The 22,034-nt window shown below is 73.4% G+C and carries 20 protein-coding genes and 1 tRNA gene; 10 read left to right on the forward strand and 11 right to left on the reverse strand.

Annotated elements, in window-relative coordinates; all coding sequences use genetic code 11:
• Positions 1-24 precede the first annotated feature (24 nt).
• The 4 genes from obgE to ACZ42A_RS04070 all read right to left on the reverse strand — a co-directional run bounded on the left by obgE (position 25) and on the right by ACZ42A_RS04070 (position 4,440).
• The gene (gene obgE / locus ACZ42A_RS04055) at positions 25-1,470 is read right to left on the reverse strand and encodes a GTPase ObgE (protein WP_468525549.1); all 1,446 of its coding nucleotides are present in this window, start codon (positions 1,468-1,470) and stop codon (positions 25-27) included.
• Positions 1,471-1,619: 149 nt separating this feature from the next.
• Positions 1,620-1,874, reverse strand: coding sequence for a 50S ribosomal protein L27 (gene rpmA, locus ACZ42A_RS04060; RefSeq protein WP_073938528.1), 255 nt, complete (start codon positions 1,872-1,874; stop codon positions 1,620-1,622).
• A 14-nt stretch (positions 1,875-1,888) separates the two neighbouring features.
• The gene (gene rplU / locus ACZ42A_RS04065; RefSeq protein WP_003990208.1) at positions 1,889-2,209 is read right to left on the reverse strand and encodes a 50S ribosomal protein L21; all 321 of its coding nucleotides are present in this window, start codon (positions 2,207-2,209) and stop codon (positions 1,889-1,891) included.
• A 404-nt stretch (positions 2,210-2,613) separates the two neighbouring features.
• Complete coding sequence (locus tag ACZ42A_RS04070) at positions 2,614-4,440, reverse strand: LuxR family transcriptional regulator AbsR2 (RefSeq protein WP_468525550.1); 1,827 nt, start codon at positions 4,438-4,440, stop codon at positions 2,614-2,616.
• A 98-nt stretch (positions 4,441-4,538) separates the two neighbouring features.
• Between ACZ42A_RS04070 and absR1 the strand changes: the two genes are divergently transcribed.
• Positions 4,539-5,624: a beta-glucuronidase AbsR1 gene (gene absR1 / locus ACZ42A_RS04075; protein ID WP_468525551.1), complete on the forward strand. Its 1,086-nt coding sequence runs from the start codon at positions 4,539-4,541 to the stop codon at positions 5,622-5,624.
• 164 nt (positions 5,625-5,788) lie between these two features.
• Here the strand turns inward: absR1 and ACZ42A_RS04080 are convergent.
• A tRNA-Pro gene (locus tag ACZ42A_RS04080) sits at positions 5,789-5,862 on the reverse strand.
• Between the two features lie 63 nt (positions 5,863-5,925).
• Positions 5,926-6,648 carry an NAD(P)-dependent oxidoreductase gene (locus tag ACZ42A_RS04085; protein WP_468525552.1) on the reverse strand — a complete coding sequence of 241 codons (723 nt, stop codon included), beginning with the start codon at positions 6,646-6,648 and terminating at the stop codon, positions 5,926-5,928.
• A 168-nt stretch (positions 6,649-6,816) separates the two neighbouring features.
• Here ACZ42A_RS04085 and ACZ42A_RS04090 point away from each other — a divergent pair, with 168 nt between their 5' ends.
• Positions 6,817-8,994, forward strand: a complete 2,178-nt coding sequence (locus ACZ42A_RS04090) for a hypothetical protein (RefSeq protein ID WP_468525553.1) — start codon at positions 6,817-6,819, stop codon at positions 8,992-8,994.
• 1 nt (position 8,995) lies between these two features.
• Positions 8,996-10,627: an ABC transporter substrate-binding protein gene (locus tag ACZ42A_RS04095; protein ID WP_468525554.1), complete on the forward strand. Its 1,632-nt coding sequence runs from the start codon at positions 8,996-8,998 to the stop codon at positions 10,625-10,627.
• 36 nt (positions 10,628-10,663) lie between these two features.
• Here ACZ42A_RS04095 and ACZ42A_RS04100 read toward each other — a convergent pair whose 3' ends face one another.
• Positions 10,664-11,518, reverse strand: coding sequence for a LysR family transcriptional regulator (locus ACZ42A_RS04100; protein WP_468525555.1), 855 nt, complete (start codon positions 11,516-11,518; stop codon positions 10,664-10,666).
• An 84-nt stretch (positions 11,519-11,602) separates the two neighbouring features.
• Here ACZ42A_RS04100 and ACZ42A_RS04105 point away from each other — a divergent pair, with 84 nt between their 5' ends.
• Both ACZ42A_RS04105 and ACZ42A_RS04110 read left to right on the forward strand, forming a co-directional pair.
• The gene (locus tag ACZ42A_RS04105; RefSeq protein ID WP_468525556.1) at positions 11,603-12,496 is read left to right on the forward strand and encodes an EamA family transporter; all 894 of its coding nucleotides are present in this window, start codon (positions 11,603-11,605) and stop codon (positions 12,494-12,496) included.
• A gap of 88 nt (positions 12,497-12,584) precedes the next feature.
• On the forward strand, positions 12,585-12,929 hold the full coding sequence (locus ACZ42A_RS04110) for a cupin domain-containing protein (protein ID WP_468525557.1): 345 nt from the start codon (positions 12,585-12,587) through the stop codon (positions 12,927-12,929).
• Here ACZ42A_RS04110 and ACZ42A_RS04115 read toward each other — a convergent pair.
• The gene (locus tag ACZ42A_RS04115) at positions 12,919-13,923 is read right to left on the reverse strand and encodes a LacI family DNA-binding transcriptional regulator (protein ID WP_468525558.1); all 1,005 of its coding nucleotides are present in this window, start codon (positions 13,921-13,923) and stop codon (positions 12,919-12,921) included. The two genes, ACZ42A_RS04110 and ACZ42A_RS04115, sit on opposite strands and share 11 nt — an antisense overlap.
• A 141-nt stretch (positions 13,924-14,064) precedes the next feature.
• Here ACZ42A_RS04115 and ACZ42A_RS04120 point away from each other — a divergent pair, with 141 nt between their 5' ends.
• The gene (locus ACZ42A_RS04120) at positions 14,065-15,225 is read left to right on the forward strand and encodes a Gfo/Idh/MocA family protein (protein ID WP_468525559.1); all 1,161 of its coding nucleotides are present in this window, start codon (positions 14,065-14,067) and stop codon (positions 15,223-15,225) included.
• Here the strand turns inward: ACZ42A_RS04120 and ACZ42A_RS04125 are convergent.
• On the reverse strand, positions 15,206-16,237 hold the full coding sequence (locus ACZ42A_RS04125) for a LacI family DNA-binding transcriptional regulator (RefSeq protein WP_468525560.1): 1,032 nt from the start codon (positions 16,235-16,237) through the stop codon (positions 15,206-15,208). The two genes, ACZ42A_RS04120 and ACZ42A_RS04125, sit on opposite strands and share 20 nt — an antisense overlap.
• Before the next feature lie 106 nt (positions 16,238-16,343).
• Between ACZ42A_RS04125 and ACZ42A_RS04130 the strand changes: the two genes are divergently transcribed.
• From ACZ42A_RS04130 to ACZ42A_RS04140, 3 genes are read left to right on the forward strand one after another with little or no spacing between them, the layout of a single operon-like run.
• A complete protein-coding gene (locus ACZ42A_RS04130) occupies positions 16,344-17,486 on the forward strand; it encodes a phytanoyl-CoA dioxygenase family protein (RefSeq protein ID WP_468525561.1) in 1,143 nt (380 codons plus the stop codon).
• Between the two features lie 15 nt (positions 17,487-17,501).
• Complete coding sequence (locus tag ACZ42A_RS04135; protein WP_468525562.1) at positions 17,502-18,269, forward strand: SDR family oxidoreductase; 768 nt, start codon at positions 17,502-17,504, stop codon at positions 18,267-18,269.
• A 35-nt stretch (positions 18,270-18,304) separates the two neighbouring features.
• Complete coding sequence (locus ACZ42A_RS04140) at positions 18,305-19,309, forward strand: Gfo/Idh/MocA family protein (protein WP_468525563.1); 1,005 nt, start codon at positions 18,305-18,307, stop codon at positions 19,307-19,309.
• A gap of 153 nt (positions 19,310-19,462) precedes the next feature.
• Here the strand turns inward: ACZ42A_RS04140 and ACZ42A_RS04145 are convergent, their stop codons facing one another.
• A complete protein-coding gene (locus tag ACZ42A_RS04145; protein WP_468525564.1) occupies positions 19,463-20,419 on the reverse strand; it encodes a GNAT family N-acetyltransferase in 957 nt (318 codons plus the stop codon).
• Positions 20,416-21,345, reverse strand: coding sequence for an alpha/beta fold hydrolase (locus ACZ42A_RS04150; protein ID WP_468525565.1), 930 nt, complete (start codon positions 21,343-21,345; stop codon positions 20,416-20,418). The genes ACZ42A_RS04145 and ACZ42A_RS04150 overlap by 4 nt, the downstream gene beginning before the upstream one ends.
• A 60-nt stretch (positions 21,346-21,405) precedes the next feature.
• On the opposite strand from ACZ42A_RS04150, the gene ACZ42A_RS04155 reads away from it, so the two are divergent.
• Positions 21,406-21,978 carry a CGNR zinc finger domain-containing protein gene (locus ACZ42A_RS04155; protein WP_468525566.1) on the forward strand — a complete coding sequence of 191 codons (573 nt, stop codon included), beginning with the start codon at positions 21,406-21,408 and terminating at the stop codon, positions 21,976-21,978.
• Positions 21,979-22,034 lie beyond the last annotated feature (56 nt).

The following is a 22,034-nucleotide window of genomic DNA, read 5'->3' on the forward strand; positions in this document are numbered from 1 at the left end:
GAGTTCACCAAGAGACGAGCAGGCCTAGAACGGCTCGAAGTCGTCGAACTCGCGCTGCACCTCGTCGCGTTCGGCCTGGCGGTCGCGCCGGCGCTGCGCCGCGGGACGCTGCTCCTCCAGGCGGTGGTCCTCGCCGCGCCGGCCCAGCATCTCGGCGCCCGCCATGACGGACGGCTCCCAGTCGAAGACGACCGCGTTCTCCTCGGGGCCGATGGCCACGCCGTCGCCCGTGCGGGCGCCCGCCTTCATCAGCTGCTCCTCGACACCGAGGCGGTTGAGCCGGTCGGCGAGATAGCCGACGGCCTCGTCGTTGTTGAAGTCGGTCTGCCGCACCCAGCGCTCCGGCTTCTCGCCGCGCACCCGGAACAGCGGCTCGCCGCCGACCTCCTCACGGGTGACGGTGAAGCCCGCGTCGTCCACCGCCTTCGGCCGGATGACGATCCGCGTCGCCTCTTCCTTCGGCTTCGCCGCGCGCGCCTTCGCGACCAGGTCGGCGAGGGCGTACGACAGCTCCTTCAGCCCGATGTGGGCGACCGCCGACACCTCGAAGACGCGGTAGCCGCGCGCCTCCAGGTCCGGTCGCACCATCTCGGCGAGGTCCTTGCCGTCCGGCACGTCGATCTTGTTGAGCACGACCATCCGCGGCCGGTTGTCGAGCCCGCCGTACTGCCGCAGCTCCTCCTCGATGACGTCGAGGTCGGAGACCGGGTCGCGGTCGGACTCCAGGGTCGCGGTGTCCAGCACGTGCACCAGCACACTGCACCGCTCCACGTGCCGCAGGAACTCCAGGCCGAGGCCCTTGCCCTGGCTGGCGCCGGGGATGAGGCCGGGCACGTCGGCGATGGTGTAGACGGTCGAGCCGGCGGTGACGACGCCGAGGTTCGGCACGAGCGTGGTGAACGGGTAGTCGGCGATCTTCGGCTTGGCCGCGGAGAGCACCGAGATCAGCGAGGACTTGCCCGCGCTCGGGTAGCCGACCAGCGCCACGTCGGCGACGGTCTTCAGCTCCAGCACGATGTCCCGCAGGTCACCGGGCTCGCCCAGCAGCGCGAAGCCGGGCGCCTTGCGGCGGGCGGAGGCGAGAGCGGCGTTGCCGAGCCCGCCCCGGCCGCCCTGCGCGGCGACGTAGGAGGTGCCGTGGCCGACGAGGTCGGCGAGCACGTTGCCCGCCTTGTCGAGGACGACGGTGCCGTCCGGCACGGGCAGGATCAGGTCCTGGCCGTCCTTGCCGGAGCGGTTGCCGCCCTCGCCGGGCTTGCCGTTGGTGGCCTTGCGGTGCGGGGAGTGGTGGTAGTCGAGCAGCGTGGTCACGGACTGGTCGACGGTCAGGATGACATCGCCGCCGCGTCCGCCGTTGCCGCCGTCCGGGCCGCCGAGCGGCTTGAACTTCTCGCGGTGGACGGAGGCACAGCCGTGACCTCCGTTACCCGCGGCGACATGCAGTTCGACGCGGTCCACGAAGGTGGTCATGGTTCAGTGCCTCCAGAAAAAGTACAAAAAGTACGGTGTGCCGTTGTGTTGCACGTATGTCTTCGTGTCAACACGCGAAAGGCGGACCCGCTTCCCGCCCGGGAAGTGAGGTCCGCCTCGCGAAGGTGTTCGGTGCTGAATCAGGCGATTCAGGCGACCGGAACGATGTTCACGACCTTGCGGCCACGGCTGGTGCCGAACTGCACCGCACCGGCCTGCAGCGCGAACAGCGTGTCGTCGCCGCCACGGCCGACACCGGCGCCCGGGTGGAAGTGGGTGCCGCGCTGGCGAACCAGGATCTCACCCGCGTTGACGACCTGACCGCCGAAGCGCTTCACGCCGAGCCGCTGGGCATTCGAGTCGCGACCGTTCCGAGTGGACGATGCGCCCTTCTTGTGTGCCATCTCTCCTCAGTCCCTTACTTCGCAGCCGTGGGAATCTCAGTGACCTTGATCGCCGTGTACTGCTGGCGGTGGCCCTGACGACGGCGGTAGCCGGTCTTGTTCTTGTAGCGCAGAATGTCGATCTTCTGGCCCTTGTGGTGGTCCACGACCTCGGCCTGGACCTTGATGCCGGCCAGCACCCACGGGTCGCTGGTCACAGCGTCGCCGTCGACAACGAGCAGGGTCGAGAGCTCGACCGTGTCGCCAACCTTGGCGGTGGAAATCTTGTCAACCTCAACGATGTCGCCGACAGCAACCTTGTGCTGGCGACCACCGCTGCGCACGATGGCGTACACGCGGATCTCTCTTTCGCTCGGAGAACGGCACCCCCGCAGGCCAGCCAACCGGCGCACCGACGCGCGGACGGCCTCTCCCGGTCACAGCCCGTGCCCGGAAGGAAGAGGTTTACGGGGATGTGGCGTGTGCAGTGGACACGCCGACGGTCAAGGTTACGGGGCCTCGGCCGAGGGGGTCAAACCGGGCCCCCGGGGGGGGGGGGGGGGGGGGGGGGGGGGGGGGGGGGGGGGGGGGGGGGGAAGGGAGGGGGGGGGGGGGGGGGGGGGGGGGGGGGGGGGGGGGGGGGGGGGGGGGGGCGGTTTTGGGAATACCTTTCTTCGTCTTCTTTCTTTCTCTGGGGGACATGGGCCCCCCCCCCCCCCCCCCCCCTTCCCCCCCCCCCCCCCCCCCCGCTCCCGGGCGGTCAGGCGGTCCGGACCTCCGGCAGCTCCACCAGCCACGGCAGCGAGCCTCGGTCGCTCGCGCCGAGGCGGGCGTAGGCGCTGTAGAGGTGGTTGCCGACGGTGCGGACGGAGAGGGTGAGCCGTTCGGCGATCTGCCGGTTGCTGAGCCCGGCGGCGGCCAGGGTGACGATCTGGCGCTGCCGGGCGGTGAGTTCGCCGAGCACCAGCCCGGACAGCGCCGGGGTGCGCGCCCCGGGGCAGCGGCGGGCCAGGGCGACCGCGCGGGTACGGGCCGTCCGCGCGGCGCTCGGGTCGCGGTGCACGGGGACGGCCTGGGCGTACGCCTCGGCGGCGAACAGCAGGAAGCCGCGCTCTTCCAGGCGGGCGGCCACCCGGTCCAGGGCCAGTCCGTCCCGGCGGGCGAGGGCGGCGGCGTGCTCGGCGAAGACGCTGCCCGCGGGGAGCCGGCCGAGCACCGCCTCGGGGGCGCCGAGGCGCACGGCGTCGTACGGCTCCGTGCCCGGCTCTCTCCCGGCGAGGTCCCCGGCCTCGGCGTCCCCTCGCGCGGCGGCCAGCCACACCGCCACCGGCCCCGTCGCCATACGCCCGCCGAGGGCGTCCCGCGCCGCCTCGGCCTCTCCCGACTGCGCGACGGCGAGGGCGAGTTCGGTACGGCAGGCCGGGTCGTCCGCGTCGTCCCGCAGCCCCTCGCGGGCCCACGCCGCGGCCTCCGGCAGCTCGCCCCGCAGGCGGGCGTACCGGGCCCGTACGGCGGCGTATCCGGACGGCACCGGATGTCCCTCCGCCGCCAGCCACTCCCCCACGGGGGCGGGCAGCGCCCGGACGTCGGCGTCGGCGATCCGCCGGGCCAGCGTGGCCGCCTCGGCGGCCAGGACGGGGCCGTGGCGGTCGGGGGTGCCGGCCAGCCGGCGGGCCCGCAGCCGGCCGGCCGTGGCGCGCAGGGCCGGGCCGTACAGGGGGTGGGCGAGCCGGACGTGGTGGTGCTCGTCGAGGCGGATCAGCCCGGCCGCCTCCAGGCGTTCGAGGACGCACAGGTCGAAGGCGTCGGAGTCCGCCGCCAAGGGCTCGGCGAAGGCCAGCCGGTCGAGGGTCTCCCGCTCGTCGGGATCGGTGCGGTCGAGGACCGGCGCCGTGTGTTCGCGGACGGCCGGGGTCACCGGCACCGGGCCCCGCCAGGCCCACTCGTCGGTGCCCGGCACCCGGGTGAGCGGCCCGCCGTCGCGCACCGCGCCCAGCAGATCGCGCAGCAGCCGCAGATCGCCGTGGCACAGCCGGTGCAGCCTCCGTACGGTGAGCGGTTCCAACGCGCGGCCCGCGCCCGCCGCGACGAGCTGCGCGGTCTCCTCGGCGGGCAGCGGCTCCAGGGCGAGCCGGGGCAGCAGTTCGCCGGTCCACAGCCGGGACACCGCCCCGGGCGCCGGGGTGCCGTCGCCGGCGACGACCACCAGCCGGGTGCGGCCGTGCACGGCCAGCTGGTGGACGAGGGCGGCGGAGGCGTCGTCCAGCCAGTGGGCGTCGTCGACCAGCAGCAGCCGTACGCCGGAGAGCAGGCGCACCGCGCGGTGCAGGGTGACGGACTCGGGCAGCAGGTGCGCGAACGCGGCGAAGGGGATGTCCCGGGACTCCGGGGTGCCGGCGGCGCGGACGCACTCGGTCCCGCGCACGGCCTCGGTGACCAGCCGCGTCTTGCCCACGCCCGCCGGTCCGGTGACCACGATGCCGTGCCGGCCGGCCGCCAGCGAGCGGCGGACCAGCTCCAGTTCGTCCTCCCGCCCGGTGAACGGCCAGGGCAGCCGAAGGGTCTTCGCATCCTGTTCGTAAGTCATCACGTGAACAGGAGCCGCGCTACTCAGTCCTGATACAGGGGCACTTGAGTAGACCCCGACTCAGGCGCCCTGGGGGTGTCCGACGGCACTCTGGGCCCATGACCGGACGCTACTGCTCGCTCGCGCAGCAGCCCGCCCCCGCCTTCGCGCCGGGGCTGGCCGCCGAGCGGATCGGTGCGCTCGTCCGGGGGCACCGGATGTGGGTCAACGGCACCGTGCTGCACTACTGCTTCTTCGACGACGACGCCGACGGCTCCGTCATCCCCGTGCCGGGGACCGGGGAGACCCGGCGGGTGTCGTGGGCGGGCACCAAGGAGCAGCAGGACGTCGTCCGGGAGTGCTTCGACGAATGGCAGGGCCTCGGCATCGGCCTGACCTTCACCGAGGTCGGCGACCGGTCGGAGGCGGAGCTGCGCATCGGCTTCCAGCTCGGGGGCGGCTCCTGGTCGCTGGTGGGCCGGGACGCCCTCCGGGTCGGTCTGCACGAGCGCACCATGAACTTCGGCTGGGACCTGACCGCGCCCGGTGAGCGCGCGACGGCCCTGCACGAGATCGGGCACGCGCTGGGCATGCTGCACGAGCACCAGAGCCCGTACGCCGGGATCCACTGGGACGACGAGGCCGTGTACGAGGAGCTGTCCGGCCCGCCGAACTTCTGGAGCCGGGACCGGACATACGCCAACATCCTGGCCAAGCTGCACCGGGACGAGGTCAACGGCTCGGTCTGGGACCCGCAGTCGATCATGGAGTATCCGTTCCCGTCGGGGCTGATCCTGGAGCCGGAGCAGTACCGCGCGGGCCTGCGTCCGCCGGGCACGCTGTCCGCCGCGGACAAGGAGTTCGCCCTGCGCTGGTACCCGCCGGCCGCCGCTCCGCAGCCGCCCGCCCTGGTCCCCTTCCACTCGGCGCCCCTGCGCCTCGCCCCCGGCGAGCAGGCCGACTTCACCGTGGAACCGCCGGAGACCCGCGAGTACACCGTGGGCACCTTCGGCGCCGCCGACTCCGTCGTCGTGGTCTTCGAGGAACGCGACGGCGAACCCCGCTATCTCACCGCCCAGGACGACGGCGGCACCTCCGCCAACGCCACCGTCCGGGCCCGGCTCGTCAAGGGCCGCCGCTACTTCGTCCGAGTGCGCCTGTACTCCGCGTGGGGTTCGGGCGGGACGGCCGTCATGTGCTGGTGACGGCATGACCCGCCGCACGCGGACGCGATGACCATGGTCCGGCACCGGGGGAGTGGTCGAACGCGTCACCTTCGGGGGAGGGTGACGCGTTCGACCGCGTCAGGTCCACGAGGGGGGATCGAAAAGGGCCCTCACAGGTTCGCCTGTGAGGGCCCTTCGCCGTGTCGGGACGACAGGATTTGAACCTGCGACCCCTTGACCCCCAGTCAAGTGCGCTACCAAGCTGCGCCACGTCCCGGCGGCCGACACGCGGTCTCCCGCGTGATCGTGCAGGTCAACCCTACCTCATCCACCGGACCGGTCACTTCCCCAGCGCCTCCTTGCGCAGCAGGTCGAGGAGGGTGGGGGTGCCCTCGGTGGTGCGTACGTCGACGAAGGCGTGCACATGCCGTTCCTCGACGGCGTGGTACAGCAGGGCGTGGGCGAGGTCGGCGCGGGAGGTGTAGCGGCCGGGGAGGCGTCGCGTGGCGAGCCGGTAGTCGCTGACGGTGCCGGCGTCGAAGAGGCCGCCGGGGCGCAGCACCGTCCAGGCGAGGTCGCAGCGGCGTACGACGTCTTCCATGCGCCGCATGTCGTCGTAGACGGTGCGGCCCAGGAAGCGGGCGATGAGGGGTTCCATGACCTTGCCGAAGAGGAACCCCTCCCCCGGTGCCGCCGTGTCGAAGAGGATGGTGGACGTCACGGCGACCAGGCGGCTCACGCCGTGCTTGGTCATGGCCTGGGTGATGTGGGTGAGGCCGGCCGAGTAGACGGTGACGGGCCGACGGCCGAACGGCGCGCCCAGGGACGAGACGACCGCGTCCTGCCCGGCGACGGCGTGTTCGACCGACGCGGGGTCGAGCACGTCCGCGCCGACCACGCGCAGGCCGGGGCCGGAGACCGGGAAGCCGTCCGGGCGCCGGGTGACGGCGGTGACGAAGTGACCTGCGGCGAGGGCCTGTTCGGTGGCCTGTCGGCCGGTGGGCCCGTTCGCGCCGAAGATGACGATCCGCAGGGGCTTGCTCGTCGGTAAGGGTGCTGTCATGGCCTCAGGGTCGCATCCCGGGGCGTCGGCGCGTCGTCACGGGCCCGAACACCAGCCTCAGGCGTCAGGATTGCCTCAACGTCATTGTGGGGATGGGGAGATGACGAACTCGCTTGTCGTCTTCCGGCACATTCCTTGCACAGTTGATCGTTCTTCACGGGGGCATGGATGGCGGACCGCGTACTCCACGGGTACGAGAAGCTCCTGGAGTCCTTCGTGCCGAAGGCGGTCGGGCTGGACTCCCGCGGCAAGGGCACCCCCTCCGCGTATCCCGGAGGGGCGCCGGTCGTCACGGTCTACGGGGCGCGCGGCACCGGCAAGACGGCCGTGTGCGAGCGGCTGCACGAGACGTACGTCAATCGGCTGCACGTCGCCAAGTGGCCCATGACCGGCGCGCGTCCGGTGCCGCCGGGCCCGCCGCCCGACCAGGCGGACCCGCTGGCCTCCCGTCCGCTGGCGGCTCTGGCCTGGCTGGTGCACGAACTGAACGTGGACCTCGGCAGGTTCGGGCGCGTCGAGTTCCCCCGCTTCACCTACGGCCTGATCGCCGCCACGACCCTGTACCAGCCACCGGACGACGACCGCCCGGACGACCACGGCCCGGTCCCCGGCGGCCCGGACGGCGACGGGGACGGCCCGGGCCTGGCGGACCTGCGACGGCTGGAGGAGATGCGGCAGGAGCTGGAGGCGGCCCTTCAGGGCGACGGCGGCCAGGAGGGCCGGCTGCGGGACCTGCTGGGTTCCTGGGCCGAGGCGGCGATTCCGCTCCTGGGCTGGATCGCCCCCGGGCTGGCCCCGCTCACGGACCTGTTCCAGCTGTTCGTCCGCCAGGCCACGGAACGCGGCGGCAAGGACCTCCACCGGGCCGCACTGCGCTGGTGGGACGACCGCGTCCCCGGCATCGCGGGCAACGGCGTCGGAAAGCTGCTGGACTACATGTTCCTGAGCCTGGGCCTGCTGGTCCCGGCGCAGGCCCGCCGCCAGCTCGAAGAGCATCTGACCGCCGCGTTCCTCGCGGACATCGACGCGCACCAGGCACGCCGGCACCTCTTCGTACGCCCGCTGCCGCTGATCCTCCTGGACGACACGCACACCCCCACCGGCAGCCGTCTGCTCGACCTGCTCCTGGCGGCCTACGCCCAGGCCGGGGACGCGAAGCGGCCGGTGATCGTCGCCACCCGGCTCGGCGCGGTGCGCCGCCCGGCGAGCACCCAGCACGGGCATCCGGCCGGTGTGACGCAGCTCGACGCGCTGGAATGGACGAGCCCGGGCAGCACCTCGCCCGCCGACTGGCAGCTGTGGCTCAGGGCTCCGGCCCTGCGCGCCGAGAGCATCGCCACCGCCCTCGGCTCGCTCGCCCCGCAGGGACTGGCCGCCGTGATCGAGCAGATCAGCGCCGGACGTGCGGGCTGTGCCCGGCCGTTGATCGAGGCGGCCCGGCGGGACCTGCGCAGGACGCACAGCACGCTGCGCCGATGCGCACCGGAGCAACTCGGCCGTGCGCTGCTCGACCTGCCGCCGGCCGGCGCCGCGCAGGAGCCGACCGTCGCCGGGGCGCTGCTGAGCTACCTCGTGCCCCAGCAGGGGCTGCTCGACGCCCTGCTGCCGCGGGCCGTCGCGCTGCGCCCGGAGGAAGCGGAGGCCCTGCCGCCGCTGCGGGCGGAGCCGGACGCGGTGCGCGACCGCGCGGAAACCTTCCTGGACGCGGATCACTGGGTCCTGAGCCCGTGGGCGGGCGACGAGGGGCTCCTCCCCGTGGTGGCCGACCGGACGCTCCGGGAACTGCTGCTGCACCGCCTGCGCACCCCGGCGGCGGGCCCGTCCGGCCTGGCCGACACCTTCGTGACCTGGACCGAGCTGCACTCGGCCGCCCGGGACCGGTACGGCCGCCCCGCCCCCGACGGGGACCTCGGTGTGTACGCCGCCCACCTGCACCACTGCCTCGCGCTCGGGCTGCGCGAGACGGCCGTGGCCGGGCTGCACGCGGCGTTCGGCCACCAGGACCGGCACGCCTGGCTGGCCGCGGTGCAGTGGGTCTGCGCGGCCCCGCAGCCGCCGGACGGCTACCTCGAACGCCACCCGGAGCCGCCCGTGGCCTGCCTCGCCTGCCCCGGCCCGGGCCCCGACGACAAACACCATCGCATCGGCGAACTGGTGGACGCGCTGTGGAGGCTGTCGACGCTCTCCTCGCTCTACACGGACGACCCGGAGAGCGAGACCAACCCCCTGCGCCAGCTCGTCAACGGCTTCGACGCCGCCACGCGGGCGGCCGCCGGAAACTGGCCGACGCTGCTCTCCCGTGGGCGGCGCGTTCCCGAACTCCCCCTCGGCAGAAGGGATCACTGACGTGCCGGCACCCAAGTTCTGGCCCGCGCCGGTCCTGTTCGGCGGACTGTTCGCCCTCCTCGTGGTCCTCGGCATCGCGGCATGGCTGGCCTGGCGCGCCGGTCTCCGGCACGCGGTCCGCAATGCCCTGATCGGCGCCTGTGCCGTCGTAGCCGTCGGCGCGGTCGGAGGCATCGTGTGGGCCGCGAAGCTTCCCGACTACTGCCAGAGCGGCAACGAGCGGCTGGTGAGGAAGGACGGCCAGTGCGTCGGCATCAGCGACGGCGGCCATGTGTTCATCGACGAACTCGGCCCGGTCTCCGAGCGGATCAAGAAGCTCAACGACCGGGTCACCGAGGGCGACACGCCGTACGCCACCATCGCCCTGATGATCCCCATGACCCCGGACGAGGACGACAAGGCCCACCGGGCCCAGCTCCTGCGCGAGGTGCAGGGCGCCTACCTCGCCCAGTACCGGGCCAACGAGGTCGAGAAGAACGACGTGCCCGTCCGGCTCGTCCTCGCCAACCCCGGCCGCGACCTGGACCACGGCGACGAGGTCGCCGACTGGCTCGCCGAGCTGGCCGACTCCCCCGAGGACCGGCTGCGGGTGGTCTTCGGGTTCAACTACAGCGTCGAGGAGACCGCCAGGACCATCGAAGACCTGACGAAGGAGAAGGGCATCCCCGTCGTCGGCGGCCCGATCACCGCCACCGATCTCGCCAACGACCGGCAGGACTCGTATCCCGGCCTGGCGAAGGTCGTCCCGTCCAACCTCGACCAGGCCAGGGCCCTCCAGCACTATCTCAAGGCCGACGACGAGAAGACCTTCCTCATCGAGGACATCAGCGGCACCGACCTGTACTCCCGCTCCCTGCGCGCCGCCTTCCGCGAGGTGACCAAGGGCGCGGCCAGCGGCCCGGAGCGCTACGACTCGACGCAGGTGACGAAGAACGACTTCAAGCTGATGGTCAACAACATCTGCGACTCCGAGGCCACCACCCTGTACTTCGCGGGACGGCCGCCCGCCCTCGCCCAGCTCATCAACGCGCTCGGCAGCCGCGGCTGCCGGGAGGACCGGCCCCTCCGGCTCGTCACCGTCTCGGGCGCGTCGACGATCGCCCTGGACCCACAGCTGGACTGGTCGGCGCTCACCCGGGGCAAGGGGCTGACCGTCGAGTACGCCACGATCACCCACCCCGACGCCTGGAGGGCCCCACGGAAGGCAGGCGACCGCACCCCTCCCGCCACCGGCGGATCCCCCGAGGACCTCGCGGCCCTCACCGGCCTGCTGGCGAAGGACTCCCCGCACCGGCCGGGGGACATCGGCCCCACCGACCTCTCCGACGGACGCACCATCACCATGTACGACTCGGCGCTCACCGCCATCACCGGCATCGAGAACCGGGTGACCAGGCCGGGCCAGGTACCCGACCTGAAGTCCATCCCGGAGACCTGGAACCGGCTGCACGGCCGGGGCAAGGTGCGCGGGGCGAGCGGCTGGATCTGTCTGAACAGCAACGGCACCCCGTACGACAAGGCGGTGGCCATCGTCCGGCTGGTGCCCGGGGAGAAACACCTCGCCTTCCAGGGCATCGCCTGGCCCACGGGTGTCCCGCTGACCGAGAGGACTTGCCGGGACGTGCCCGAGTGAGCCGCCGCCCCCGGTCGGTGCTCCTCCGTGCCGCGCTCAGTGCTCGCGGTACAGCTCGGTGAGCAGTTCCAGCACCGCCTGGCCGGCCGGCTGCGGATCGTCCCGCCACCAGGCCAGGCGTACGGCGACCGGTTCGGCGTCGCGCACCGGGCGGTAGACGACGCCGGGCCGCCGGTACTGGTTCGCGGTGGACTCGGCGGTCATGCCGATGCACCGGCCGGTGGCGATGACGGTGAGCCAGTCGTCGACGTCGTGGATCTCCTCGGTCGCCGGGCGGGCGTCCGGCGGCCACAGCTCCGGAGTGGTGGTGCCGGTACGGCGGTCCACCAGCAGGATCCGCCCGCTGAGGTCGGCCAGCCGCACCGAGCGGCGCCGGGCCAGCGGGTCGTCGGCGGCCATCGCGCACAGCCTCCGCTCCAGGCCGACGATCGCGGAGTCGAAGCGCCGGTCGTCGAGCGTCCGGCGCACCACGGCGAGGTCGCACATCCCCTCCAGCAGTCCGGCCGTGGGCGAGTTGACGCGCACCAGATGCAGTCCGGTCTCCGGGTGCGCGGCGCCCCAGCGGCGCTGGAAGGGCAGGGTGTGCCGGCCGAGCGCCGCCCAGGCGTAGCCGATCCGCAGCTCGTCCCGGCCCAGGGCGGCGCCCCGGACCAGCTCGTCCACCTCGGCCAGCACCCGCCGGGCGTGCGCCACCACCCGCTGTCCGGTCGCCGTCGGCGTCACCGCGCGGGAGGTGCGCCGCAGCAGCCGGACGCCGAGGGCGCGTTCCAGCGCGGCGAGCGTCCGGGAGACGGCCGCCTGGGAGACGCCGAGCGCGATCGCGGCGTCGGTGAAGGTGCCCTCGTCGACGATGGCGACGAGACAGCGCAGGTGGCGAAGGTCCACATCCATCCGGCCCACATTCATACGCTCAGCGTATAGATCGAGCAGGGCATGCATTTTTCGTAAGCCTCGGGTGCGCGCACGATGCGGCTCATGCGCACAGCTCAAGCTCCCGCATCGCGGCGTTCCCGCATCACCCCTGACGCTCCGTCGGCCGGGCATCGGCTGGCCGGCGTCGCCACCATGCTCGGCAGCGGTCTGTCCAACCAGACGGGCGCCGCCGTCGGTGCCCTCGCCTTTCCCGTCCTCGGCCCGGTCGGGGTGGTCGCGGTACGGCAGTACGTCGCCGCGGCCGTCCTGCTCCCCCTCACCCGGCCCCGGCTGCGGGAGTTCACCTGGCGGCAGTGGTGGCCGGTGCTGCTGCTGGCCGTGGTGTTCGGCACCATGAACCTCAGCCTGTACAGCGCCGTCGACCGGATCGGCCTCGGGCTCGCGGTGACCCTGGAGTTCCTGGGCCCGCTGACCATCGCGCTGGCCGCCGTACGCCGTCGGCTGGACGCCTGCTGTGCGGTGCTCGCCGCGGCGGGCGTGGTCGTGCTGATGCGTCCGCGGCCCTCCGCCGACTACGTCGGGATGGGGCTCGGGCTGCTGGCCGCCGCCTGCTGGGCGTCGTACATCCTGCTCAACCGCACGATCGGCACCCGGCTCCCCGGCGCGCAGGGAGCGGCCGCCGCGGCGGGGGTGTCGGCGGTGCTGTTCGTGCCGGTCGGACTGCTGGTGGCGCTGCACCGGCCGCCGAGCGCCTGGGCGGTCGGCTGTGCGGTGGCGGCCGGGGTGCTGTCCTCCGCCGTGCCCTACCTCGCCGATCTGCTCACCCTGCGGCATGTCCCGGCGCACACGTTCGGGCTCTTCATGAGTGTCAACCCGGTGCTGGCCGCGGTGGTGGGCTGGATCGTCCTCGGGGAGGGCCTGGGGGTGTGGGAGTGGGCCGGCATCGGAGCCGTCGTCACCGCCAACGCGGTGAGCATGCTGACCCGGCGGCCGTGAACGCGCGACGAAGTGTCCGTCCGCCGGGGCCGATCCCGCACACTCTGTCGGCGCCGGGCCGGGGGTACGGCTGGCTAGGGTCGGCCGTATGACCCACAGTTTCGTTGTCCACGTCCCCGACGCCGAGCTCGAACCGGAGCCGCTGGAGCCCGAGCAGATCCTCTCCGGATCGCCCGAGGTGACCGGGAAGGTGGTGTGGGAGTCGGCGGACGGCCGTCAGGTGCGCGGGATCTGGCAGATCACGCCGGGCGTGGTGACCGACACCGAGGCGGACGAGCTGTTCGTGGTGATCAGCGGGTCGGCGACGATCGAGGTGGACGGCGGGCCGACGCTGACGGTCGGGCCGGGCGACATGGCGGTGCTGCGCGAGGGCGACCGTACGACCTGGACGGTGCACGAGACGCTGCGCAAGGCGTACGCGATCAGTCTGTGAGCGGCGGGGCGGTCGTGCCCCTGATCTCCAGCGTCGGCGCGGCGAGATGGGTCCTGCCCTCGCCGCCCGGCCGTTCGAAGCGGTCCAGCAGGCAGCGGGCCGCGCGGCGGCCGACCTCGTGCCCGGCGTGGTCGACGGTGGTGAGCCACAGGTGGCGCAGCCGGGCGATGGCCGTGTTGTCGTACCCGGTCACGGAAAGGTCGTGCGGGACACGCAGGCCGAGTTCGGCCGCCGCCGACAGGGCGCCCACGGCGGTGATGTCGTTGACGGCGAGCACGGCGGTGGGCCGGTCGGCGCGGCCGAGCAGCCGTACGGTCGCCCGGTAGCCGCCCTCCTCCGTCATGTCGCCGGGCTCGACCAGCGCGCCGGCCGCGAGGCCGTGGGCCCGCATGGTCGCCTCGAAGCTGCGCCGGCGCAGCTCGCCGACGGCGCCGTAGCCCGCGATGTGCGCGATCCGGCGGTGGCCGAGCCCGACGAGGTGGTCGGTGACCAGCCGCGCGCCCTGGGTGTCGTCACCGGCGACCAGGTCCACGCCGGGCGGCACCTCCTCGCGGGCCCCGGCGACCACGACGGGTATGCGCGCGGCGATGGGGCCGAGCGCGGCCGGGTCGGGCAGGGTGCCGACCACGACGAGGCCGTCCACGCCGAGGTCCAGGAAGGGGCCCGCCGGGTCCTGGCCGGTGCGGCGGTTGAGCCGGGCGTCGGCGAGGACGGTGCGCAGACCGGCGGTGTGCAGCAGGGAGTTGAGGCCGTCGAGCAGGTCGACGTACCAGGGGTTGCGCAGATCGTGCAGGAGGACGCCGATCGTGCGGGAGCGCTGCTCGCTGAGGCTGCGCGCGGCGGCGTTCGGGCGGTAGCCCAGCTCCCGGACGGCCCGCAGCACGGCGTCCCGCTTCTCGGGCCGCACCTGTCCCGAGCCGCGCAGCACCAGCGAGACCAGCGACTTGGACACCCCGGCCCGTTCGGCCACGTCGCGGATCGTCGGCGGTCTCATGGGATGGACCGTTCCACGGGCCGTGCCGCCTTGTCAAAGGCTCACTCAGGGCTCGGAGAGGGTTGACACCGGCCGAAAGTGCCACCCAAGGTGGGCCGGAAAGGAAATGGACCGGTCCAAAAAGGGCTGAGAGGGGCTGTCATGGTGGACACGCTGGGCGTCGCCGTCGTCGGGTTCGGCTGGATGGGGCGGGTGCACACCCAGGCCTACGCCCGGGTCCGGCACCACTATCCGCAGCTGCCCCTGCGACCCGAGCTGGTGACGGTCGCCGAGGAGGTGCCCGGCCGGGCCGAGCGGGCCGCCGAGCAGTTCGGGTTCGCCGGCACGGCCCGCGACTGGCGCGAGGTGGCCGCGGACCCGCGCGTCCGGGCCGTCAGCATCACCGCCCCGAACTTCCTGCACCGCGAGATCGGCGTGGCGATGGCCGAGGCGGGCAAGCACATCTGGATCGAGAAGCCGGTGGGCCTGACCGCCGGGGACGCCCGCGCGGTGGCGGACGCGGTCGCGGCGGCCGGGGTGCAGGGCGCGGTCGGCTTCAACTACCGCAACGCGCCCGCCGTGGAGACGGCCCGCCGGATGATCACGGAGGGCCGGATCGGCACGCCCACCCATGTCCGCGTCCGGCTGTTCAGCGACTACGCGGCCCACCCCGACGGCGCGCTGACCTGGCGGTACGAGCGGGAGCGGGGCGGCAGCGGGGTGCTCGGCGACCTCGCCTCGCACGGGGTGGACCTGGCCCGGTACCTGCTCGGCGAGATCGCGTCGGTGACCTCCGACACGGCGGTGTTCGTGCCGGAGCGGGCCCGCCCGACCGGCGCCACGGCCGGTCACAGCCGGGCCGCCGGCGGGGAACCGGGCCCGGTCGAGAACGAGGACTACGTCAGCTGCCTGCTGCGCTTCACCTCCGGCGCACGCGGGGTCCTGGAGGCCTGCCGGGTCTCGGTCGGCGAGCAGAACAACTACGGCTTCGAGGTGCACGGCACCAAGGGCGCGCTGTTCTGGGACTTCCGCCGGATGAACGAGCTGGGCGTCTGCCACGGCGACCGTTACCAGGACATGCCGGTCAGCACGGTGTACGTGGGTCCGGGCGACGGCGAGTACGCGGCCTTCCAGCCGGGCTCCGCGAACGCCATGGGCTACGACGATCTGAAGGTCGTCGAGGCGTACCGCTTCCTGCGTTCGATCGCCGAGGGCACGCCGTACGGCGCCACGCTCACGGACGCCGTGCACAGCGCGGCCGTGCTCGACGCGATGACCCGGTCGGCCGCGAGCGGCGCCTGGGTCAGCCCGGCGCTGTCGTAGGCATGTTGTACGGCGTCACGACCTGGATCGGGGACGGCAGGGTCGGTCCGGCGGGCGGCAGCGCGCCGTGCGCGCGCATCACCAGATGGCAGGCTTCGCGCAGGTCGTGCCGCAGATCGTGGTGGAGGACGGCGGACAGCCGGTGCTCGCGCAGCAGCCGGGTGTTGTCGTGGTCGAGATCGTGCGCGACGAAGACGGCGCACTCCCGGCCGAGGTCGGCGAACGCCTGGAGCGTGGCGATGTTGCCGCCGCCGATCGAGTAGACGGCGCGGATCTCCGGGTCGCGTTCCAGGGCGGCGCGGACCAGGTCGTACTGGGTGGCGTCGAGGCCCTGCCCCTCGGCGATCTCCACCAGGGTGCGGCCCGGGTGGAGGGCGCGCATGGTGGCGCGGAAGCCCATCTCGCGCTCCTCCTCGTTGCGGAAGAAGCCGCTGCTGAGGCTGGTGAGCACATGCGCCGGCCGGTCGCCCAGCCACTGGCCCACGAGATAGGCGGCGGTCGCGCCCGCCGCCCGGTTGTCGATGCCGACGTAGCCGACCCGGGCGCCGGCCGGCAGATCGGTGACCAGGGTGACCACCGGGATGCCCGCGGCGGCCAGCCGGCCGACGGCGGCGGTGACCTCGGGGACGTCCGGCGCCTTGAGGATGACGCCCTGCGAGCCGCGCCGGGCGATCCGGTCCAGGATGGCGACCTGCTCCTCGGCCGGGCCGGTCTCGCGGAAGTGGAAGCGGGAGCGCACCACGGCCGGGTGCAGTCCGGGCAGTTCGGCCTCCAGGGCGGTGCGGACGGCGGTGGAGAACCGCTCCGGCGCCTGCATCACGATGTCGATCATGAAGGTGCGGCCGACGAGCCGGACCTGGGTGCGCTGCCGGTCCAGGTCGGCGATGGCCCGGTGCACTTCCTGCGCGGTGCTCGGGCGCACCCCGCCGCGCCCGTTGAGGACGCGGTCGACGGTGGCCTCGCTCAGCCCGGCCTGACGTGCGATCTCCCGGATGGGGAAGGGATGGCCCACGCACGGCTCCTTGAGGGGTTTTTGATGGCTTCCTGCTGGTTGTTCGAGGGGTTTGTACTGACAAGAATGACAGCACTCCGTCGCCTCTGTCACCGAAAGGACGACGATGGTCCCGACCCCCTGGCTGTCCGCGCGGGACTGCGATCTCGACGCGTTCCGCGCACTGGTCGAGCGGACCGCCGACCCGGCCGACCACCCGTATGCCGCCGCCGTCGAGCAGAACGTGCCGGTCTACGACGCCGGACGCCTCCCGGACCGCCGCGCGCTGCGGGCCGAGCTGGTGCACGCGCTCACCGACGGTCCCGGCATCGTGGTCTTCCGCGGTGCCTTCCCGGACCGGGCGGTCGTGGACCGGGTCAGCGAGGTGTTCGACGCGCTGATCGCCGGGCAGCGCGCCTCGGGCGCCGCGGCCGGGGACCACTTCGCCGCGCCGGGCGCCAACGACCGGGTGTGGAACGCGCTGGAGAAGACGGCGCTGTACGACCCGGAGGCGTTCGCCGACTACTACGCGAACGACGTCCTGGCGCTGGTCGCGGAGGCCTGGCTGGGGCCGGGCTACCAGGTCACCTCGCAGGTGAACGTGGTCAATCCGGGCGGCACGGCGCAGACCGCGCACCGCGACTACCACCTGGGCTTCCTCTCCGACGAGACCGCCGCCGCCTACCCGGCGCACGTCCACCGCCTCTCCCCCGTGCTCACCCTCCAGGGCGCGGTCGCCCACTGCGACATGCCGGTCGAGTCCGGTCCGACGATGTACCTGCCGTACTCGCAGCGCTACGAGCCCGGCTATCTGGCCTGGCGGCGCCCGGAGTTCCAGGAGTACTTCGACGCGCACCACGTGCAGCTGCCCCTCGCCCAGGGCGACGCCGTCTTCTTCAACCCCGCGCTGTTCCACGCCGCCGGGAGCAACCGCTCCGCCGGCGTCCGGCGGATGGCCAATCTGCTCCAGGTGTCCTCGGCGTTCGGGCGGGCGATGGAGACCGTGGACCGGGAGGCCGTCACCAACGCCGTCTATCCGGTGCTGCTGAAGCGACAGGCCGACGGCGCGGACCAGGCGTGGCTGGAGCGGGTGATCGCGGCGAGCGCCGAGGGCTATCCCTTCCCCACCAACCTCGACAGCGATCCGCCGGTCGCCGGGCTCGCCCCGCCCTCGCAGGCGGACGTCGTACGGCGGGCGCTGCGCGAGACCTGGACCCCCGAGGCGCTGCGGGACGCGCTGCGGGCCGGCGCCGAGCGGCGTCAGAGCTGAAAGGACCACGGTTCCATGGGACTTCTCGACGACAAGGTCGTCCTGGTCAACGGCGGCAGCCAGGGCGTGGGCGCGGCCGTGGCGCGGGCCGCCGTGCGCGAGGGCGCCGTCGTGGCCGTCACCGGGCGGCGCACCGGGCCCGGTGAGGCGCTGGTGGCGGAGCTGGGCGGCAAGGCGATGTTCATCCGGGCCGACCTCGCCGACGCCGAGCGGGCGACGTCGGCCGTGGCGGAGGTCGTGAACGCGTACGGCCGGATCGACTGCCTGGTCAACGCGGCGGGCCTCACCTCCCGGGGCACGCTCCTCGACACCACGCCCGAGCTGTTCGACCAGCACATCGCGATCAACCTGAGGGCGCCGTTCTTCGCCATGCAGGCCGCCGTCCAGGACATGGTCGCGCGCAAGGCGCCCGGCACGATCGTCAACATCATCACGTCGTCGGCGCACGGCGGGCAGCCGTTCCTCGCCCCGTACGTCGCCGCCAAGGCCGGGCTCGTGGGCCTCACCCGCAACGCGGCGCACGCGCACCGCTGGGACCGGATCCGGATCAACGGCCTGAACATCGGCTGGACGGCGACCGAGGGCGAGGACGCGACCCAGAAGGCCTTTCACGGCGCCGGAGACGACTGGCGGAAGCAGGCCGCCGCGCGGCTGCCGATGGGCAAGCTGGGCCAGCCGGAGGAGATCGCCGACTTCGTGGTGTTCCTGCTGTCCGAGCGGTCCGGGGTGGTCACCGGATCGGTGATCGACTGGGACCAGAACGTCCTCGGCGCCCTCGACTAGCCCCCTCCCCGCGAAACCCCCTAGGAGCAACACCCATGCGTATCGGAATCCTCGGCCTCGGCCGCATCGGCGCCTTCCACGCCGAGACCCTCTCCGGACTCGACGCGGTCGAGTCGCTCGTGCTCACCGACCCGTTCGCGGACGCCGCGAAGGCCGCCGCGGAGCGGTTCGGCGGCGAGGTCGTGGACTCGCCGGAGGCCCTGTTGGCCGCCGGGGTGGACGGCATCGTGATCGCGGCCGCGACGGACGCCCATCCCGCGCTGATCCGGGCCGGGGTCGAGGCCGGCGTGCCCGTCTTCTGCGAGAAGCCCGTCGCCAGGACGATGAGCGAGGGCGTCGCGGTGCTGAAGGCCGTCGAGGGCACGGGCGTGCCGGTCCAGATCGGCTACAACCGCCGCTTCGACGCCGGTTTCGTCGCCGCCCGCGCCGCCGTGCGCGGCGGCGAGCTGGGCACGCTGCACACCGTGCGCTCCACCACGCTGGACCCGGCGCCGCCGCCCGCCGCGTACATCGCCGCCTCCGGCGGCATCTTCCGGGACTGCTCGGTGCACGACTTCGACATCATCCGCTGGGTGACGGGCCGAGAGGTGACCGAGGTGTACGCCGTCGGCGGCAACCGGGGCGCCGACCACATCCGGGAGGCGGGCGACGCCGACACCACCGGCGCGGTCCTCACCCTGGACGACGGCACGATCGCGGTCGTCTCCAACTCCCGCCACAACGGGCGGGGGCACGACGTGCGGATGGAGCTGCACGGCTTCCGGGACTCGATCGCGGTCGGGCTGGAGGACAAGCTGCCGCTGCGCTCGGTCGAGCCCGGCGTGACCTTCCCGGCGGGCACCCCGCACGACTTCTTCATGGACCGCTTCGCCGCCGCCTACCGCGCCGAACTGACCGCGTTCACCGAGGTCGTGGCCGGTTCCCGGCCCTCGCCGTGCACGATCGCGGACGCGCTGGAGGCGGGCTGGATCGCGGAGGCGTGCACGCTGTCGCTGGCCGAGCACCGCCCGGTGACGATCGAGGAGGTGCGCACCGCCTGACCGAGGGAGGCCGGGGGCGAGCACCCGAGCAGCACTTTTGTGGGGGACAGCGAGCCCGCACCCGGCTTCCCTCAGTCCGCAATCTTCCACACCCGCCGTCCGTCCGCCCGCCGAGCGCGTCCGGACGGCGGTCACCGAGGGGCGCGCCGGATGTCAGGGCGCCGAAAGGACCAGGCGGCGGGCGAAGTTGCGGTAGCCGAGACGGGTGAACGCAACGGCCATCGGGGCGTTCGCCAGGTCGGTGTCGGCGCGTACGACGTCCGCGCCGGCGTCCTCGGCGAGGAAGCGGGTGATCTCGGCGAGGAGGTCGTCCGCGTAGCCCTGGCCGCGGTGCTCGGGCAGGACGCCGAGGTAGCCGACGACATGGACGCTGGTGTTGCGGGAGGGCAGCGCGAAGCCGACCGGACGGCCCTGCGGGGTCTCGGCGATCCGCCACCAGGCGCGGTCGCCGGGCATCTCGTCGCGGTAGAAGGCGACGTCGTTCCGGGCCTGCCGCTCGGCGCCCACGGTCTCGGCGCCGGTGCGGGACTCGGCGTCGAGGGTGCCCTCCAGGACCCGGCGGAACAGGTCGACGAAGACCTCGTCGTCCGGCTCGGTCCGGAAGCGCAGCCGGCCGGAGGGCTGGGGGACGCCGGTCTCGGGCGTCCACTCGAAGCGGAGCCGTTCGACGGAGGTGGTGAGTCCGGCGCGGCGGGCCGCCTCCCGGCGCCAGCCCAGCTCGGCGACGGCCTCGGGCCGCTCGCGCCAGTCGCCGGGCAGCAGCACGTGGTAGTCCGGCGGGGTGGTCCGGCCGGCCTCGGCGAAGGCGGTGTGCGCTGCGGTGAGCAGCCGGGTCGCGAGGTCCGTACGGGTGTCGTCGGAGCCGTCGAGGTCGCGGACGTTGAGGACGTCGAGCGCGGCGGGCAGGGTGTCGTGCGGTCCGCCCCACCAGGCGGCGAGGGCCTGCGGCTCGCCGCCGTCCTCGGCCAGCCAGGTGTGCTCGGGCCGGTACTCGCCCGTGCCGAGCCGTTCGCGGAAGGTGTCGGGGTCGGCCCAGACGCCGATCCGGCCGGCGGGCAGCAGGGGCAGCACGCGGTCGATGTCGGCGTCGGTCAGGGTGCGGATGATCACGAGGCCTCCCGGCCGGTCGGAGTGGCGGATCGGTCCCAGGTGTGGTCGAGGAAGCCGGCGATCAGCGGGGCGATCCGGTGCAGGTGGTCCTCCAGCGCGAAGTGCCCGGTGTCGAACAGGTGCAGCTCGGCGTCGGGCAGGTCGCGCAGATACGCGCGGGCGCCGTCGGGGGTGAAGAAGGGGTCGCCGGTGCCCCAGGTGATGAGGGTCGGCGGGCGGTGGGCGCGCAGCCAGGCCTGCCAGTCCGGGTAGGCGGCGAGGTTGCTCCGGTAGTCGTAGGCGAGGGCCAGTTGGGCCTGCTTGCGGCCGGGCTGATCGAGGAAGTACTGGTCGAGCAGCCAGCCCTCGGGGGCGACGAGCGCCGGATCGGCCGTGCCGCCCTCGTACTGGGCGCGGGTGGCGGCGAGGGTGAACAGGTCCAGGATGGTCTGCTCGGCGCCCGGGGTGTCCGGGGTGAGCGCGGTGAACTCGCGGGCTGCGTCGGACAGTCCGTCCAGGTAGGCGTTGCCGTTCTGCACCACGAGTCCGGCGACCCGCTCGGGGTGACGCAGAGCCAGGCGCAGGCCGACCGGGGCGCCGAAGTCGAAGAGATACATCGTGTATCGGGTCAGTCCGAGCCGTTCGGTGAAGCCCTCGACGACGTCGGCCAGGCGCTCGAAGGAGTAGGTGAAGCCGTCCGGGGCGCGGGTGTGCCCGAAGCCCGGGTAGTCCGGGGCGATCAGCCGGTAGTGCCGGCCGAGGGTGTCGATGAGCCGCCGGAACTGGTGCGAGGCGGACGGGAAGCCGTGCAGGAGCAGCAGCACGGGGGCGTCGGGGCGGTCGGGCAGGGACTCGCGGTAGAAGACGTCCACTCCGTCGACGTCCAGGTGCCGGTGTGCGGTGGGGGCGGGTGGGCTGATGCGCGGTGCGGTGACCGAGGCTGTCATGCGTCAGTCATACGTGGCCGCCTTCTAATGCGTCAATCGATATATGTAGCATTAGTTTTCGTGTACGCCAGCGAACCGCCGACCGGCGAGCCCCTGCCGCTCGATCTCGTCAACACCCGCCCGTTGAGCGGCGGAAGCCGTACGGATCTGCTCGGCACCCCCGACCGGCTCGCCGCCTGGCTGGCCCGCCAGGCGGACCGGCTGGGCGCGGAGGCGGTCGGCCCCGCCCCCACCGCGGCCGACCTGGCCCCCGTGCACGCCGTACGCGCTCATACGGAGGCGGCGCTGCGCGCCCTGCTGGACGGACGGCGGCCGCCGGGGTCCGCGTTGCGCGGACTCGCCGACGCCCAGCGCGCCGCACCGGCCGTCCGCGCACCCGTCTGGGACGGTACGGCGGTGATCGCGCCGGTGCGCCGCACGGGCCCGCTCGGCGTCCGGCTGGCCGCGCTGCTCGCGGAGTCCGCCGCCGCCCTGCTGGCCGATCCGGCGGTCGCCCGGGTCAGGGAGTGCGCGGCCGAGGACTGCGTCCTGCTGTTCCTGCCCGCGCACCCCCGCCGCCGCTGGTGCTCACCCACCCGCTGCGGCAATCGGTCCCGGGTGGCGCGGCATTACCGGCGGCACAAGGAGTCCTGACGGGGGAGCTCACAGCGGTGCACAGGCCCGGTCGGCGACCTGCGGTCCGCCCTTCG

This window comes from Streptomyces sp. NPDC030838 (genome assembly GCF_055572035.1).